This window comes from Streptomyces sedi, from assembly GCF_006335015.1.
GTDB lineage: Bacteria > Actinomycetota > Actinomycetes > Streptomycetales > Streptomycetaceae > Streptomyces > Streptomyces sedi.
Window position 1 is genome coordinate 77,414 of the sequence record NZ_VDGT01000006.1, and the last position, 16,299, is coordinate 93,712.

The window sequence follows — 16,299 nt, forward strand, 5'->3', positions numbered from 1 at the left end:
TCTGCGCCGTACGCGCAGCTGTGGCACATGGTGGCCCATGGCACTGACAATCCCCGTCGCACGGCCTCTGGCCAGGGGCGAGACAATCCCTCCATGACAGATACGAGCCCTCGGCGCAGCGCCACCCGGCAGCGGATCTACCGCGCCGCCATACCTCTCTTCGCCGAACAGGGCCTCACGGCCACGACGGTGGAGCAGATCGCCGAGCGGGCCGGCGTCGCCAAGGGCACGGTGTACTACAACTTCGCGGGCAAGACGGAGCTGTTCGAGGCGCTGCTGCGGGACGGCGTCGAGCCGTTGACCTTCGCGCTGCGCCGTTCGGCCGCGCTGGCACCGGGCGGGGCCATGGCCGCGCTGGAGGGCATGGCGGGGGCCGGGATCGCCTTCGTCGCCGCGCAACCGGACTTAGCGCGGCTGCTGGTGACCGAGCAGTGGCGCGGCAGCAGGGCGGGCCACCCGATGCTGGCGGCGGCGCGGCGGCGGGTGGCGGGCGTCGTCGAGGAGGTGCTGGAGGAGGGGGTGAAGGCCGGGGAGCTGCGGGCCGACCTCGATGTGCGGCTGATCTCCGGCGCGTTGGTGGGCATGGTGGTGTTGGGGGCGCTCGACTGGCAGATGTTCCACCCCGAGCGCCGTCAGGACGAGGTGCGGCGGGCGCTGGCCACCGTGCTGCGCGGCCGGCTGGGCGCGGTGGACGAACGAGACGCGGGCGGTGGGAGATGACGGCGGACGGGCCGGTGGTGGTGGTCGGCGCGGGGATGGGCGCGCTCGCCGCGGCGGCCAGGCTGGCGACGGCGGGGCGCGCGGTCCTCGTGCTGGAGCGCGCGGGGACGCACGGGGGCGCGGTGGGGCGGCTGGCGCGCGACGGCTTCGCGTTCGACACCGGTCCCGGGCTGCTCCATCTGCCCGCGGTCTGGCGCGACCTCTTTCTGAAGACGGCCCCCCGGGGCCGGGGCCGGCCGCCCGGCGAGCTGGCCGACCGCGTCGACCTGCGGGAGGTGGCCGATCCCGCGGTGGAGCACCGGTTCGGCGACGGGCGGGTGGCGCGGCTGCCGGGGCTGTCGCCGGGCGGGGTACGGCGGGCGTGGGACGGGGTGTTGGGGGCGGGCGCGGGGGAACGGTGGGGCGCGTTGCTGGGGCGCGCGCGTGCCGTCTGGGAGGAGAGCCGGAGGCCGCTCTTCGAGGAGCCGCTGACCTCGGCGACCCGGCGGGACGCCCTGCACGCCGAGCGCTACCCCGCGCGCCGGCGCGGGGTGGTGCGCCGGCGCGCGCCGAGCCTGGCCGAGATGGCGCGGGCCGAGTTGGGCGACCCGGCGCTGGCCTCCGTGTTGCGGGCGACGGTCGAGGAGTACGGACTCGATCCGGAGCGCGCGCCGGCCGACGCCGCCGTGCTGGCCTATGTGGAGCAGACGTTCGGCACCTGGTACCCGACGGGCGGGATGCGGGCGCTGGCCGACGCGCTGCGGGAACGCTGCGAGGCGCGCGGGGTGGTCTTCCGTTTCGGTGCCGAGGTGACGGAGGTGCTGGGCTCGGGCGACCGGGTCGCCGGGGTGCGGCTGGCCGAGGGGGAGACCGTGTCCGCCGCCGCGGTGGTGTGGGGTGCGCCGCGCGCCGGCGTGCGCGCGGTGGGTCAGGGGAGGTTCACCCTCTTTCTCGCGCTGGACGGCGCGCGCCCATCGGAGACCGCCCATCGCACGCTGCTGCACGCCCCCGAGCGCGGCACTCCCGCGGTCCGGGTGCTGCGTCCCGACGACGCGACGCTGCGGCCGGGCCCCGACCGGGAAACCGCCGTGGTCTCCACCCCCGTGCCCGCGCACGGCGCGGACGGCCTGGACTGGTCGGACACCGCGCTGGTCGCCCGGTGGCGGGAGCGGCTGCTGACCGCGACCGAGCGGGCGGGCCTCGGGCTGCGGGAACGGGTGCTGTGGTCGGAGTGCCGCACCCCGCTGGACGTGGAGCGTGAGACGGGGGCGCCCGGCGGGATCATCGCACCCCCGGCGCTGGCGGGGGCGGACGGCGCCTATCTCGCCGCCGCCAACGACGGCCGGCTGGCCGGCCTCCACCGGGTCGGCGCCGCCGCACACCCGGGCGGCGGGCTGCCGCACGTGGGGATGTCCGGCGCCCTGGCCGCCGGGCTGATCGTGGAGGGTCCCGACTGGCGCGGCTCCTACTGACGCCGGGCCACGCACGGCAGTGCGGCCGTGCGCCGGTCAACGCCCTCAGTAGCGCCCGTCGTTGGGGTAGTAGCCCTGCCGCGAGGGGTCGTAGCCGGGCTGCTGCCCGTACGGGTCGGCGGCCGGTTGCTGCGGATAGCCGTAGCCCAGCGGGTCGTCGGCGACGCCCTCGCGCTGCTGTGGGACCCAGACGCCGCCGGGCGGGGTCTCCTGGTAGTACGAGGCGTCCGCCGGGCCCGCCGTCGGCCAGCCGCCGGCCGCCGGGTCGCCGTAGCCGTCCGCCCCGGTGTGCTGCTGCCCGGGGGCCGTCTGGTCGGCCCAGCCGGTCTGGTACCCGTAGCCGTCGGTCCCGCCGGCGAGGTACTGGCCCTGCTCGCTGTAGCCGGTGGCGCCGGCGTAGTTGTCCTGGTAGGCGCCCGGGTAGGGCTCGGCGTACGCGGTCTCGGCGGCCGGGTCCCGGTAGATGTCGCCGTAGCCGTCGCCGTACGCGGCGGCGTGCGCCGGTGCGCCGTACTCGTCGCGGTGGCCGGCGTCCTGTCCCGGCTGCCCGGGGAACGCGCCGTACTCGCCGTTGCCCGGGGTGTCGCGGGCGAACTCCTCGCCCGGGAGGCCGTGTTCGGCTCCGGGGACCTGCTCGGCGCCGAACGTCTCACCGCCGGGGGAACGGTCGTCCCCGAAGTCGCGGTCGTTCTCATAGCCGCGGTCGTTCTCGTAGCCGCGGTCGTTCTCGTAGCCGCCCTCGGCGTCGAAGCCCTGCTGGCCGCCGAAGTCCTGCCGGGGGAACTCCGCCGTGGAGAAGTCGCCCTCCGCCTCCCCGCCGGGGGCCGTCGGCGGCGGGGGCGGCGGCGCGCCGGCCTCGCCCTCGGCGTCCTCGGGACGCGGGTCGCGGCGCCGCCTGCTGGTGCCCGGCTTGCCGCCGAGCGCCCAGCCGGTCGAGAAGCCGCGCCGGAAGGAGAGCGTCACGAAGGTCTGCCCCGTGGCGAACGCCACGGCGCCCAGGGCGATCACCGGCACCGACGGCAGCAACACCCCCACCACCACGCCGAGGAAGCCGAAGAAGGCGACCAACCGCCAACGCAGTCTGGCCTTGTACTGGAGCAGGACCTCACCGAGCAGCCACAGGGCCACGAATCCGAACGCGATGTAGAGGACCGTCCAGCCCATGAGGCCCCTCTCCGCAATGAGCTAGGACCGCTGGTGCAGTCCCAGGTTCTTGTAGACGTCCAGCGTTGCCGTGGAGTGACTTGACGTGTTCAGCGTGATGAAGTGCAGGCCAGGAATGTCCTCGCCCATCAACCGCGCACACAACTCGGTGGCGAACTCGATCCCGACCGAGCGTACAGCCATCGGATCGTCCTTGACCGCGAGGATGCGTCTTTTCAGGTCAGGGGGGACGCTCGTGTTGCTGAGCTGTTGGAAGCGGTCGATCTGGCGGGCATTGGTGATCGGCATGATCTCGGGGATGATCGGCGTCGCGCAGCCGGCGGCGGCCACCCGGTCGCGCAGCCTGAGGTAGTCCTCGGCGTGGAAGAACATCTGGGTGATCGCGAAGTCGGCGCCGGCACGGCACTTCTCCACGAAGTAGCGGACGTCGCTCTCCCAGTCCAGGGACCTGGGGTGCATCTCGGGGAACGCGGCGACGCCCACGCAGAAGTCGCCCGACTCCTTGATCAGCCGCACCAGTTCGGCGGCGTAGCTGACGCCCTCGGGGTGGCGGACCCACTCGGCCATCGGGTCGCCCGGCGGGTCGCCGCGCAGCGCCAGCATGTTGCGGATGCCGGCGTCGGCGTACTGCCCGACGATGTTGCGCAGCTCGGCGACCGAGTGCTGGACGGCGGTGAGGTGGGCGACGGGGGTCAGGGTGGTCTCGGTGGCGATCCGCTCGGTGGCCCTCACGGTGCGCTCCCGGGAGCTGCCGCCGGCGCCGTAGGTAACGGAGACGAACGTGGGTGCCACCGCCTCGACGCGGCGGATGGCGTTCCACAGGGTCTTCTCGCCCTGTTCGGTCTTCGGTGGCGAAAACTCGAAGGAGAACGATCGCTCACCGGCGGCGAGTAGATCGCGAACGGTCGCTGCGCGACCCGACATGGTGCTCGGGATCCCAAGGGCCATGGCAGGAAGGCTACCGATCACCACCCCCGGCGGGGGAGACGCGTCCGAGGGTCGGACGCTCCCGCAGCCTGCGCGCCAGTCCGGCCGCCGCCGCCTCGGGGTCGTCGGCCTCGGTGATCGCCCGTACCACCACCACACGGCGTGCTCCGGCGTCCAGCACCTCGTCCAGATTCTCAGCGTCGATGCCGCCGATGGCAAACCAGGGCAGCCTCGGGGCACGGGAGGCGGCATAGCGGACCAGCGAGAGCCCCGGCGCGGGGCGTCCGGGCTTGGTCGGCGTGGGCCAGCAGGGGCCGACGCAGAAGTACCCGACCTCCGGGTCGGCGAGCGCCGCGTCCACCTCGTCCGGCGCGTGCGTGGAGCGGCCGATCACGGTGCCGGGGCCCAGGACGGCGCGCGCCGCGGCCACCGGCAGGTCGCCCTGGCCGAGGTGGAGCACGTCGGGCCGCGCGGCATGGGCGACGTCCGCCCGGTCGTTCACCGCCAGCAGCCGCCCGTGCCGGCGGCAGGCGTCGGCGAAGACCCGCAGGTACGCCAACTCCTCGGCCGCCTCCAGCTCCTTGTCGCGCAGCTGCACGACATCCACGCCGCCGGCCAGCGCCGCGTCCAGGAACTCGGGCAGGTCGCCCTGGCGTCGGCGTGCGTCCGTGCACAGATAGAGCCGGGCGTCGGCGAGCATCGCGGTCCCCCTGGGATTGGTGCCGGTGGCGGCCCCGGCCCACGGGGTCCGCCACCGGCTGGTGGGCTACACGGCGAGCGCCTGGGCGCGGCGCTTCACCTCCGTCCCGCGATTCTCCCGCAGGGCCTGCGCCGGGGTGCCGGGCAGGCTGTCATCCGGCGTGAAGAGCCACTCCAGCATCTCCTCGTCGCTGAAGCCGTCGTCCCGCAGGAGCGTGAGGGTACCCGTCAGGCCGCGGACGATCCGGTCCTCGCCGATGAAGGCGGCCGGCACGTGGAGCGCGCGGTTCTCTCCGCGGCGCACCGCGATCAGCTGGCCCTCCTTGACCAGCTGGCGGACCCGGGTGACTTCCAGGCCCAGGACTTCCGCGATGTCGGGGAGGGTCAGCCAGGCGGGGACGAGAGCGTCGGTCTTCGCATCAATCTCGGTCACCCCTCCAGCCTGCCATCTCCCACCGACAACCGTCAGCGGGCCGCCGACTTGAGGGGGACGTCGGGGTCGGCGAGCCGCGCCGGGTCGACCGCGGCGCGCCGGTCGACGAGCCGCCGCCCCTGGAGCAGGTCGCGCGGCCTGTCCACGGCCAGCACCGCCGCCAACGCGCCGTCGCGCAGCCAGCAGGCACTCCAGCCCCGCCCCGCGCCCCCCGGCTCGCCCCGCCGGACCAGCACGTCCCCCGCGCGGTGCTCGCCCACGTACTGGAGATACCGGCCGAACTGGCTGGACCAGAAGTACGGCACGGGATCGTGGGTGGCCGACTGGCCCAGCAGAGTGGCCGCGACGGTGCGCGGACCGACCAGCGCGTTGTCCCAGTGGTGCGTCAGCAGGCGCCGCCCGGAGCGCGCCGAGGGGTAGGAGGCGCAGTCGCCGACCGCGTACACGCCCTCGGCGCCGGTCGCCAGCGCGGCGTCGGCGAGCACGGCGCCGTCCTCGCCGAGCGGGACGCCGGAGCCGGCGAGCCAGTCGGTGTCCGGGCGGGAGCCGATGCCGACCAGCACGGCGTCGGCGCCCAGCACCGTGCCGTCGGCCAGCTCCACCTCGCCGTCCCGCACCGCGGTCACGGGCACGCCGGTGCGCAGCGCGGCGCCGGCCTCGGCGTACCAGCCGGCCATCGGCGCGGCGACCTCGGCGGGCAGCGCGCCGGCCAGCGGGTGCGGCCCGGCCTCGACGACGGTGACGGCGCAGCCGGCGGCGCGGGCCGCGGTGGCGACCTCGGCGCCGATCCACCCCGCGCCGACGATCACCAGGCTGCCGCCGGCGGCCAGCACCGGGCGCAGCCGTGCGGCGTCGTCCCTCGTGCGCAGTGTCACGACGTTCGGCAGGCCCGCCGTGCCCGGTAGGTCCAGTGCCAGGGCCCCGCAGGCCAGAACGACGGCCTCGTAGTCCAGCGGACCGCCGTCGGTCTCCAACCGGCGTGCCTCCACGTCGAGTCGCGTGGCGGTGCGGCCCAGCGCCAGCTCGATGTCGAGCGCGGCGAAGTCGACGGCCAGCTCCAGCTCCGCCGGCTGCCCCCGCAGCAGCTCCTTGGAGAGCGGCGGCCGGTCGTAGGGCCGGTGCGGTTCGGCGCCGAGCAGCGTCAACGGCCCCCTCCAACCGCCCTCGCGCAGCGCCTGTGCGGTGGTGGCGCCCGCCAGGCCGGCGCCGACTATCACGATGCGTCCCGAAGTCACGGCGCCAGCCTACGAGCCGCCGCCACCGCACCGGGTACTACGCTGGCTGGCGGAACGAACCCACGGGAGCCCGGCCGCACCGGGCTGAGAGGGAGGCTCGCGGCCTCCGACCGTACGTACCTGATCCGGGTCATGCCGGCGCAGGGAGGAGGCGAGACGCCGTGGAGGCGAGGACAGGCGCGCGAGCGCACGAGGACACCGAGGGGCCCGCACGCCCGGTCGACGTGGCCGTGGTGGGCGGCGGGCTGGTCGGGCTGGTCACGGCGTGGCGGGCGGCAGGGGCCGGGCTGACGACCGCCGTGGTCGACCCGGAGCCGGGCGGCGGAGCCGCCTCGGTCGCCGCGGGGATGCTGGCGCCCGTCACGGAACTGCACCACGGCGAGGAGGCGTTGCTCGCGCTCAACCTCGCCTCGGCCCGCCGCTACCCCGACTTCGTCGCCGAACTGGCCGCGCACGCGCCGGCCGGCGTCGGCTACCGCCCCTGCGGAACGCTGGCCGTGGCCCTGGACGCCGACGACCGGGCACTGTTGCGCGAGACCCATCTGACGCAGCGCCAGTGCGGCCTGGAGGCGGAGTGGCTGACCGGCCGCGAGTGCCGCCGGCTGGAGCCGATGCTGGCGCCCGGCGTGCGCGGCGGGCTGCGCGTCGACGGCGACCACCAGGTCGACCCCAGGATGCTGACCGCCGCGCTGCTCGCCGCCTGCCGCCACGCCGGGGTGCGGCTGGTGCGGCACACCGCGCGCGAACTGCTGGTGGCGGCCGACCGCGCGCTCGGCGTGCGCCTTGCGGACGGGACGCGGCTGGAGGCCGGGCAGACGGTGGTGGCCGCCGGCAGCCACAGCGGCCGGCTGGCCGGACTGCCGCCCGAGGTGGCGGTGCCGGTGCGCCCGGTGAAGGGCCAGATCCTCCGGCTGCGCGACCTGCCGGACCGGCCGCCGCTGCTGAACCGCACCGTGCGGGCCGTGGTGCGCGGCGAGGCGGTGTACCTGGTGCCGAGGGAGAACGGCGAGCTGGTGCTCGGCGCCACCTCGGAGGAGCGCGGCTGGGACACCGAGGTCACCGCGGGCGGCGTCTACCGGCTGCTGCGCGACGCCCACGCCCTGCTGCCCGGCATCACCGAGCTGCCGCTCGTGGAGAGCCGCGCCGGGCTGCGCCCGACCACACCCGACAACGGACCGCTGCTCGGCCCGACCGCGCTCCCCGGGCTCCAACTCGCCACCGGCCACCACCGCAACGGGGTGCTGCTCGCCCCGCTCACCGGCGAGGCCATGGCCGCCTCCCTCACCGGAGGCGCCCTGCCCGAGCCGGCCCGTCCGTTCCACGCCGGACGGTTCACCGACGCGGGCACCGCGCTCCGTTCGGGGGTGCCGGCATGAGTGGCACGGTCCGGGTCTCGGTGAACGGCGAACGGCGCGAGGTGGCGGCCGGGACCACCCTGGCCGCGCTGGTCGGCGAGTTGACCGCCGCGCCCTCGGGGATCGCCGCGGCGGTGAACGAGACGGTGGTGCCCCGCGGGCGCTGGGCGGAGCTGCGGCTGGCCGGCGGCGACCGGGTCGAGGTGCTCACCGCGGTGCAGGGAGGGTGAGGATGCACGGGACGGAGGAGGCGCCGGAGGCGCGCCACGACGACGGGCCGCTGGTCATCGGCGACCTGCGACTGGAGTCGCGGCTGATCATGGGCACCGGCGGCGCGCCCAGCCTCGCGGTGCTCCGCGACGCGCTCCGCGCCTCCGGCACCGGGCTGACCACGGTGGCGATGCGCCGCATCGACCCGGCGACCAGCGGTTCGGTGCTCTCGGTCCTCGACGAGCTGGGCATCGCGGTGCTGCCCAACACCGCCGGCTGCCAGACGGCAGGCGAGGCGGTGCTGACCGCCAGGCTGGCGCGCGAGGCCCTCGGCACCGGGCTGGTGAAGCTGGAGGTGGTCGCCGACGAGCACACCCTGCTGCCCGACCCGGTGGCCACGTTGGAGGCGGCGGAGACGCTGGTGGACGACGGGTTCACGGTGCTGCCCTACGTCGGCGACGACCCGGTGGTGGCACGGCGGTTGGAGGAGGTGGGGTGCGCGGCGGTGATGCCGCTCGGCTCCCCGATCGGCTCCGGACTCGGCATCCGCAACCCGCACAACTTCCGGCTGATCACCGAACGGGCCCGCGTCCCCGTGATCCTGGACGCGGGCGCCGGCACGGCGTCGGACGCCGCGCTGGCGATGGAGCTGGGGTGCGCGGGCGTGATGCTGGCCTCGGCGGTGACCAGGGCGCGGCGCCCGGTCGTGATGGCCAGGGCGATGCGGGAGGCCGTGTCGGCGGGGCGGCTGGCCGCGCTGGCGGGGCGCATTCCGCGGCGGCACTTCGCCGAGGCGTCCTCGCCGGCCGAGGGGCTGGCGCAACTCGACCCCGAACGGCCGGCCTTCGGAGCGGGCACCCCCTGATATACGCTTCCGCCACCGCCCCGGGCAGGGGGACGCCGCCGCACCGAGGCCGGCGCCCGGCCCGCGCGGGCACCACGTACTCGTCTCTCTCGTTCCGGGAGCCCAGTTGAGCACTCCGTTCCCGCCTGGGCAGCCGGCCGGCGGCCAGGAAAGACCCGAGCCCCCCGCGCCACCGCGGGTCCCGCCGCCCCCACCGCCGCAGGCGCCGCCTGAGCGACTCCCGCCGCCCCGGGAGCCGTTGGCCGTCTGGGCGTTCGTGGCCTCGCTGGTGGCGCTCTTCCCGGTGGCGCTGGCGCTGGGCGTGGTGGCGCTCGGCCGCCTGGCCGGCGGCCGAAGGCGCGGCCGGGGGTTCGCGACGGCGGCGCTGGCGCTGGCCGGCGCGCAGGTGGTGGCGCTGGCGGTGGGCGTCTCCTGGGCGGCCATGGAGGGCGACGTGTCCGGGAACCGCGTCACGGAGGCCCGTGAGCGGGAACGCCCGAAGGACGACGGGGGCGACGGCGACCTCCCCGACGACGGGCGGGGAGAGGGCGGCGAACGCGAGGAGCTCGTCTTCGGCGACGTCTACGCGGGCGACTGCTTCGACAGCGTGTACGGCTTCGGCACGTCGGCGGACAGCCTCACCGCGGTGCCGTGCGAGGGGCCGCACGAGGGCGAGGTGTTCGGGTCGGTCCAGCTGACCGAGTACGCCCCGGACGACGCGTTCCCCGGCGTCGACGAGCTGCTGGAGCACGCCGAGCGCGAGTGCTCCCGGCTCGTCCCCGAGTACGTGCTGGACACCTGGGCGATGCCGCTGGACGTGACGACGGCCTACTACCGTCCGGAGCCCGAGGGTTGGGAGTGGGGCGACCGGGAGATCCTCTGCTTCTTCGGCCAGGTGGACGGCGAGCCGCTGACCGGCTCGCTGCGCGGGGACCCCACCGCGCTGGACGGCGAGTCGCTGGCCTATCTGGAGCTGACGGCACCGCTGGAGGTCGCCGTCTGGGCCGAGCCCGTGCGCGGAACGGTGAACGTGGCGGGCGGCCGGCTCTGGGCGCGGGAGATGGTCGAGGCGATCGAGGGCGAGACCGACGCGCTCCCGGCCCACGACTGGTCGCTGATCGCGGAGCCGGTGGCCCGGCTGGTCGAGGCCAGGGAGGACAGCCTCGACACCTGGCGGGAGGCGGCCTCCGCGCGGGACGAGGACGCGTTCTGGGCCTCGGTCGACGAGGGGTACGCGACGATGGGTATCGGCGTGGAGTTCGAGATCCGCGGGCTCCTCGGCCTGGCGACGACCTAGACCCAGGGTCGCGCGGCCTGGGGCCGGCCGCCGGGCCGGGCCGCCCAGCAGTCGGCCGACCCCCGCCACACGGCGCCGTTTCGTCACCGTTCCGCTGCGGTCCTGCCGTCAACCCCTCGGCCGGGCGCGCGAGCGTCCGTGGCGGTCGTAAAATCGAGCGCTGTGGACGCCACCCTGCACGACCCGCTGATCGGACACGTGCTCGACGGCCGGTATCGGGTCGTCGAGCGAATCGCCGTGGGCGGCATGGCCACGGTCTACCGGGCGGTGGACACCCGGCTCGACCGGGTGCTGGCGTTGAAGGTGATGCACCCGGCGCTGGTCTCGGACGAGGGGTTCGTCGCGCGGTTCATCCGCGAGGCCAAGGCCGTCGCGCGGCTGGACCACGCCAACATCGTGGGCGTGCTGGACCAGGGGGCGGACGGCGCCTACGTCTATCTGGCGATGGAGTACGTCGACGGCTGCACGCTGCGCGACGTGCTGCGCGAGCGCGGCGCGCTGGCCGTGCGGCCGGCGTTGGAGATCCTGGAGCCGATGCTGGCCGGTCTCGCCGCCGCGCACCGCGCGGGGCTGGTGCACCGCGACATCAAGCCGGAGAACGTGCTGATCGGCTCGGACGGCCGGGTCAAGGTCGCGGACTTCGGGCTGGTGCGCGGCGTGGACAGCCAGACGTCGGCGGACACGGGGTCGTTGCTCGGCACCGTCTCCTACCTGGCGCCCGAGCAGATCGAGAGCGGCGCGGTCGACGCGCGCACCGACGTGTACGCGTGCGGCGTGCTGCTCTACGAGATGCTGACCGGCGGCAAGCCGCACACCGGGGACTCCCCCGCGCAGGTGCTCTACGCCCATGTGCACCAGGACGTGCCCGCCCCCTCGGACGCCGTGCCGGAGCTGGCACCGCAGCTGGACCAGCTGGTGGCCGCGGCCACCACCCGGGTCCCGGCACGCCGGCTGGGCGACGCGGCGGCGATGCTGGCGCAGGCCAGGGGCGCGCGGGCGGCGCTCAGCGACGCGCAGCTCGACGCCAGGCCGCCGGCCGCCAGGGACGAGGCGGGCGGCGCGGGCGGCGAGGGCGGGCCCGTCGGCTCGGAGGACAGGACGCGGCGCGTCTCGCGGCTGCCGGGCGTGGTCCGCCAGGAGCCGGCGGAGGTGCACCACACCGCCCGGATCGATCTGCCGGCGGGCCCCCCGCCGTCCGACCCGCCGGCGGTGCCCCGCCGCCGGCTCTCCCGGCGCGGGGTGCTCTCGCTGGTGGTGGCCGGGGTGCTGCTGCTGGTCGGCGGCATCGGCGTCTGGTACATCAACTCCGGTCAGTTCCAGCAGACTCCGGGCGTCTACGACCTGCCGCGCGCCGAGGCCGAGCAGCGGATGCGGGACGCGGGCCTGGGGGTGAGGGTCGTCGAGCGGTTCTCGGAGAACATCGAGGCCGACCACGTGATCACCACCGACCCCGAGCGCGGGGAGCGGGTGCGCAACAACGCGACCGTGACGCTCTTCGTCTCCCAGGGGCCCGAGGTCTCCGGGGTGCCCAATCTGCGGGGCGTGCCGTTGGAGGAGGCCAGGGAGCAACTGGCCGACGCGGGGCTGGTCGTCGGCGACGAGGCCAGGCGTTTCTCCGACGAGGTGCCCAGGGGCGCGGTGATCGGCAGCGACCCCGAGCCGGGCACCGAACTGCGCCCGGACAGCGCGGTCGACCTGGTGGTCAGCCGGGGGCGTGAGCTGTCCGTGCCGAACGTGGTGGGGACGGCCGAGGGCACGGCGATGCAGCGGCTGGCCGAGGCGGGCTTCGAGGTCGAGGTGGCGCCCGAGCGCGTGCACTCCGAGGAGGAGGCCGGCACGGTCGCCGAGCAGACCCCGGCCGCCGGCGAGAGCTGGGCGGAGGGCGAGACCGTCGAGCTGTCCATCTCCAAGGGGCCGGAGATGGTGCTGGTTCCCGACGTGCGCGGCGAGGACGAGGACGAGGCGGTCCGCGTCCTGGAGGACCTCGGCTTCGAGGTGAACGTCAACCGGCTCTTCTTCACCGGCCAGGTCTTCAACCAGTCGGTCAGGGACGAAGAGGCCGCGCGCGGTTCGACGATCACCCTCTGGGTTCGCTGAACGTACGCCGAACGCCGTCAATTGGCGCGGCTTTACCCACATTCACACGCCTGGATGCTTTGCCCTCGTTAAGCGGCCATTTCTGTGACCCGCGTCATAGGACTTTGGTCACATACGAAAGCGGTTAGTGCTCTCTTCGGGTTCCACGCTCCGTACTTAACGCGGCCAAACGGGTTTTTGCCGAGCGCGCCACACTACGCCATTTAGTACGTAGGGTTATTGCATTTGCTTTTTAAGGGCTGTTAACAAGGGCCATCGCGATCCGCGAGCACCACGCGAGAACAAGAGGACCCCTGAAATGCCCGCTCACCGTGGTCCGGTAGGGACCCACATGATCCGTTGGCGGCGGACCGCCACCGCCGCACTCGCCACGACGGGCCTGGCAGCCGCCGCCCTCGCCGTCACTCCGGCCTCGGCCGACTCCCCCGAGCAGACGGCATCCGGCACCGCGTCCTGGCAGGTGAAGGCCGCCGAACTCCCGGGGCAGGGCCGTGCCGCGCTGACAGCGCCGGACGGCGCCTCCGAGGAGACGGCGACCGTGTTGGCGGACGCCGCCCATCAGCAGCGCGAGAACGCCCTGTCAGGGGCGGATCCCAGCGCCCTCCAGGCGGAGATAGAGCGCCAGGCGGCCGAGTCCAGGGCGGCCGAACGGGCCGCCGACCGCAGCGCCGAACGCGCCGCGCTGGAAGCCGAGGCCGAAGCCGAAGCCGAGACCCAGGCCGCCGCCGAGGCGGACGCCAAGCCCGCGGCGGCGCCGGCGCCCGCGGCCGACCCGGCCCCCGAGCCGGAGCCGGAGCCCGCCCCCGAGCCGGAGCCCGCCGCGCCCCAGTACCCGGACAACCTCGACGGCTGGATCAACGAGGCGCTGGACATCATGACCCAGCACGGAATTCCCGGAACCTACGAGGGACTTCACCGGAACATCATTCGCGAGTCCAGCGGCGACCCGAGCGCGATCAATCTCTGGGATATCAACGCGATCAACGGAACTCCCTCCATCGGGCTGCTCCAGGTGATCCAGCCGACGTTCGACGCCTATCACGTTCCCGGCACGCCGTACGACCTTTACGACCCGGTCGCCAACATCGTTGCCGCCGCCAACTACGCCTGGGACCGCTACGGTTCCATCGACAACGTGAACGGCCCCTACTGACCGTTCCTCCCCCGCCCGGGGCCCCGGGCGCGGGCGTGCGGCCGGGCCTGGCAGGCTGACGTCGTGCAGCCACGAAGGAACGAAGTCCCGGCCCCTCGCCGTCCGATCGGCGGCCATGTCCCCGTAGCCGGGGGCCTGGCCGCCGTCGGCGTGCGGTACGCGCGTTCCATCGGGGCCGAGGCGCTCCAGGTCTTCGTGGCCAACCCGCGCGGCTGGGCGACCCCGCCCGGCGTGCCCGCGCAGGACGAGGCGTTCGCCGCCGCCTGCGCCGAGGAGGGGCTCCCGGCGTACGTCCACGCGCCGTATCTGATCAACCTCGGCTCGCACAACGCCGACACCGCCGCGCGTTCGGTCGTCTCGCTGCGGCACTCGCTGCGCCGGGCGCACGCCATCGGCGCGCTGGGGGTCGTCGTGCACACGGGCTCGGCCACCGGGGGCCGCCCGCGCGAGGTCGCGTTGGCGCAGGCGGGGCGGCTGCTGCTGCCGCTGCTCGACGAGTTGGACGCGTGGGAGGGACGGGGCGCCGGGCCCGTTCCGCGGCTGCTGCTGGAGCCGACGGCCGGTCAGGGCTTCTCGCTCTGCTCGCTGGTCGCCGACCTCGGCCCCTATCTGGCCGCCGTCGGGCACCATCCGCGCGTCGGGGTCTGCCTGGACACCTGCCATGTCTTCGCCGCCGGCCACGACCTCGCCGCCCCCGGCGGCGCCACCGCCACGCTGGACGCGCTGGAACGGGTCGCGGGCCCCGGCAGGTTGGCCCTGGTCCACGCCAACGACTCGAAGGCGGGCGTCGGCAGCAGGCTCGACCGCCACGAGAACGTGGGCGCCGGGGCCGTCGGCGCGGACGCGTTCGGCGAACTGCTGCGCCACCCGGCGACCGAGGGGGTGCCGTTCGTCATCGAGACCCCCGGCGGGGTCGAGGGCCACGCCGCCGACATCGCCCGGCTGAAGTCACTGCGCGGCTGAGCCCGCGCCGGCTCCGCCGGACGGCGCCTACGCCTCGGGGCCGTCGCCCGGCTCCTCCTGGTAGGAGTAGCGCTGCTCGCGCCAGGGGTCGCCCAGGTTGTGGTAGCCGCGTTCCTCCCAGAAGCCCCGGCGGTCGGCGGTCATGTACTCGACGCCGCGCACCCACTTGGGGCCCTTCCACGCGTAGAGCCGCGGCACCACCAGGCGCAGCGGGAAGCCGTGCTCGGCGGTGAGCAGTTCGCCGTCCCTGTGGGTCGCCAGCAGGGTGGTCTCGGCGGCGAAGTCGGCGAGCCTGATGTTGGCGCTGTAGCCGTACTCGGCCCAGACCATCACGTGGGTCGCCTCCGGCGCCGGCGGCGCCAGCTCCAGCACGGTCGCGGCCGGCACCCCGCCCCACTCGACGTCCAGCATCGAGAACTTGGTCACGCAGTGCAGGTCGGCGACGAGCGTGCGGTACGGCAGCGCGGAGAACTCCTCGTGCGTCCAGCAGCGCTTGTCCCCGTCAGCCGTGGCGCCGAAGACCCGGAACTCCCAGCGCTCCTCGCGGAATCGGGGAACGGGACCGTAGTGCGTCACCGGCCAGCCGCGTTGCAGCCGCTGCCCGGGCGGAAGCCCGTCACCACGGCCCTGACCACGGCGCTCCGGCTGACCCATGGGTCCATGGTGACAGACCGGCCCTCCCGGCCCGCACCGCCACCCCCCGGCGCTGCCAATCGGGTCAATTCGGTAAGCCTTCGCTTACTGGACGAACCGCCGCACCGGTGCCACGATGCGCGGACAGCGCGGCCAGTCGAGGAACGCGTCGCCGCGCACACGACCGCGGAAACACCAGAAAGGAGATCTCCCCACCATGCAGGGCGATCCCGAGGTCATCGAGTTGCTGAACGAACAGCTCACCGCCGAACTCACCGCGATCAACCAGTACTTCCTCCACGCCAAGATGCAGGAGAACTTCGGCTGGAGCAAGCTCGCCGCCTACACGCGCGCCGAGTCCTTCGACGAGATGCGCCACGCCGAGGTGCTCACCGACCGCGTGCTCTTCCTGGAGGGGCTGCCCAACTACCAGCGGCTGTTCCATGTGCGCGTGGGGCAGACCGTCACCGAGATGTTCCAGGCCGACCGGCAGATCGAGGTCGAGGCCATCGACCGGCTGCGGCGCGGCGTCGAGGTCATGCGGGCCAAGGGCGACATCACCTCGGCCAAGATCTTCGAGTCGATCCTCAAGGACGAGGAGCACCACATCGACTATCTCGACACCCAGCTGGAGCTGATCGAGAAGCTCGGCGAAGCGCTCTACCTGGCGCAGCAGATCGAGCAGCCCAAGGAGGCGTGAGCCCCGCGAGGGGCGCCGCCCCGGACCGGATCAGACCGGCAACGGCGCCGCGCGGCGGGACGGCACGGGTGCCGCCGGCTCGACGGCGACGGGCCGCGGGGCGGCGGCGGGGGGCGCCGGGGTCGGCTCGATCCGGCTCAGCAAACCCTGGATGCGCCGCACGCACGAGCCGCAGTCCGTGCCGGCCCGGCACTCGGCGGCCAGCCGCCGGGGGGTGCACGCGCCGGCAGCCGCGTGGCTGCGCACCTGTTCCTCGGTGACGCCGAAGCACGAGCAGACGTACACGCGTTACTCCCGGGAGACGGCCGACAACGAGGCCCCACGGTAGTGAGGTAAACCTAACCTTACTCTCACCGCTCGCGCGTGCGAAAGCGCCCCCGAGTGTGGTCAGCGCCACGCCCCGGGGCGCTCTCGTCGC

The 16,299-nt window shown here is 74.5% G+C and carries 17 protein-coding genes and 1 riboswitch; of the genes, 10 read left to right on the plus strand and 7 right to left on the minus strand.

The window, feature by feature from the left end; all coding sequences use genetic code 11:
* Positions 1-93: 93 nt before the first annotated feature.
* Together FH715_RS10125 and FH715_RS10130 are read left to right on the plus strand one after the other, a co-directional pair.
* Positions 94-720 (plus strand): TetR/AcrR family transcriptional regulator, encoded by a 627-nt coding sequence (locus tag FH715_RS10125; RefSeq protein WP_139643325.1) that lies wholly within the window; start codon positions 94-96, stop codon positions 718-720.
* A complete protein-coding gene (locus FH715_RS10130; protein ID WP_139643327.1) occupies positions 717-2,171 on the plus strand; it encodes a phytoene desaturase family protein in 1,455 nt (484 codons plus the stop codon). The genes FH715_RS10125 and FH715_RS10130 overlap by 4 nt, the downstream gene beginning before the upstream one ends.
* A gap of 45 nt (positions 2,172-2,216) precedes the next feature.
* Here FH715_RS10130 and FH715_RS10135 read toward each other — a convergent pair whose 3' ends face one another.
* From FH715_RS10135 to FH715_RS10155, 5 genes are all read right to left on the minus strand, one after another.
* Complete coding sequence (locus FH715_RS10135; RefSeq protein WP_139643330.1) at positions 2,217-3,335, minus strand: hypothetical protein; 1,119 nt, start codon at positions 3,333-3,335, stop codon at positions 2,217-2,219.
* 21 nt (positions 3,336-3,356) lie between these two features.
* Entirely contained in the window at positions 3,357-4,283 is a 927-nt protein-coding gene (metF, locus tag FH715_RS10140) for a methylenetetrahydrofolate reductase [NAD(P)H] (protein WP_139643333.1), read from the minus strand.
* 10 nt (positions 4,284-4,293) lie between these two features.
* The gene (gene thiE, locus FH715_RS10145) at positions 4,294-4,962 is read right to left on the minus strand and encodes a thiamine phosphate synthase (RefSeq protein ID WP_139643336.1); all 669 of its coding nucleotides are present in this window, start codon (positions 4,960-4,962) and stop codon (positions 4,294-4,296) included.
* 66 nt (positions 4,963-5,028) lie between these two features.
* Positions 5,029-5,394 carry a helix-turn-helix domain-containing protein gene (locus FH715_RS10150; protein ID WP_139643339.1) on the minus strand — a complete coding sequence of 122 codons (366 nt, stop codon included), beginning with the start codon at positions 5,392-5,394 and terminating at the stop codon, positions 5,029-5,031.
* A gap of 32 nt (positions 5,395-5,426) precedes the next feature.
* On the minus strand, positions 5,427-6,629 hold the full coding sequence (locus FH715_RS10155) for an NAD(P)/FAD-dependent oxidoreductase (RefSeq protein ID WP_246108663.1): 1,203 nt from the start codon (positions 6,627-6,629) through the stop codon (positions 5,427-5,429).
* A 60-nt stretch (positions 6,630-6,689) separates the two neighbouring features.
* Positions 6,690-6,778, plus strand: a riboswitch (TPP riboswitch).
* Between the two features lie 12 nt (positions 6,779-6,790).
* Here FH715_RS10155 and thiO point away from each other — a divergent pair.
* From thiO to FH715_RS10190, 7 genes are all read left to right on the plus strand, one after another.
* The gene (thiO, locus tag FH715_RS10160) at positions 6,791-8,005 is read left to right on the plus strand and encodes a glycine oxidase ThiO (protein ID WP_139643342.1); all 1,215 of its coding nucleotides are present in this window, start codon (positions 6,791-6,793) and stop codon (positions 8,003-8,005) included.
* Positions 8,002-8,214: a sulfur carrier protein ThiS gene (gene thiS, locus FH715_RS10165; RefSeq protein WP_139643344.1), complete on the plus strand. Its 213-nt coding sequence runs from the start codon at positions 8,002-8,004 to the stop codon at positions 8,212-8,214. The genes thiO and thiS overlap by 4 nt, the downstream gene beginning before the upstream one ends.
* A 2-nt stretch (positions 8,215-8,216) precedes the next feature.
* Positions 8,217-9,059: a thiazole synthase gene (locus tag FH715_RS10170; protein ID WP_139643347.1), complete on the plus strand. Its 843-nt coding sequence runs from the start codon at positions 8,217-8,219 to the stop codon at positions 9,057-9,059.
* Between the two features lie 238 nt (positions 9,060-9,297).
* Positions 9,298-10,335, plus strand: coding sequence for a septum formation family protein (locus tag FH715_RS10175; RefSeq protein WP_139643350.1), 1,038 nt, complete (start codon positions 9,298-9,300; stop codon positions 10,333-10,335).
* 162 nt (positions 10,336-10,497) lie between these two features.
* On the plus strand, positions 10,498-12,432 hold the full coding sequence (pknB, locus tag FH715_RS10180) for a Stk1 family PASTA domain-containing Ser/Thr kinase (RefSeq protein ID WP_139643352.1): 1,935 nt from the start codon (positions 10,498-10,500) through the stop codon (positions 12,430-12,432).
* Between the two features lie 331 nt (positions 12,433-12,763).
* The gene (locus FH715_RS10185) at positions 12,764-13,585 is read left to right on the plus strand and encodes a transglycosylase SLT domain-containing protein (protein ID WP_139643355.1); all 822 of its coding nucleotides are present in this window, start codon (positions 12,764-12,766) and stop codon (positions 13,583-13,585) included.
* Between the two features lie 63 nt (positions 13,586-13,648).
* Positions 13,649-14,548, plus strand: a complete 900-nt coding sequence (locus FH715_RS10190; RefSeq protein WP_139643358.1) for a deoxyribonuclease IV — start codon at positions 13,649-13,651, stop codon at positions 14,546-14,548.
* 27 nt (positions 14,549-14,575) lie between these two features.
* Here the strand turns inward: FH715_RS10190 and FH715_RS10195 are convergent, their stop codons facing one another.
* Complete coding sequence (locus tag FH715_RS10195; protein WP_139643361.1) at positions 14,576-15,202, minus strand: sulfite oxidase-like oxidoreductase; 627 nt, start codon at positions 15,200-15,202, stop codon at positions 14,576-14,578.
* 196 nt (positions 15,203-15,398) lie between these two features.
* On the opposite strand from FH715_RS10195, the gene bfr reads away from it, so the two are divergent.
* Positions 15,399-15,881: a bacterioferritin gene (bfr, locus tag FH715_RS10200; protein WP_139643364.1), complete on the plus strand. Its 483-nt coding sequence runs from the start codon at positions 15,399-15,401 to the stop codon at positions 15,879-15,881.
* Between the two features lie 30 nt (positions 15,882-15,911).
* Here bfr and FH715_RS10205 read toward each other — a convergent pair whose 3' ends face one another.
* Positions 15,912-16,166 carry a (2Fe-2S)-binding protein gene (locus tag FH715_RS10205; RefSeq protein WP_139643365.1) on the minus strand — a complete coding sequence of 85 codons (255 nt, stop codon included), beginning with the start codon at positions 16,164-16,166 and terminating at the stop codon, positions 15,912-15,914.
* Between the last annotated feature and the right edge of the window lie 133 nt (positions 16,167-16,299).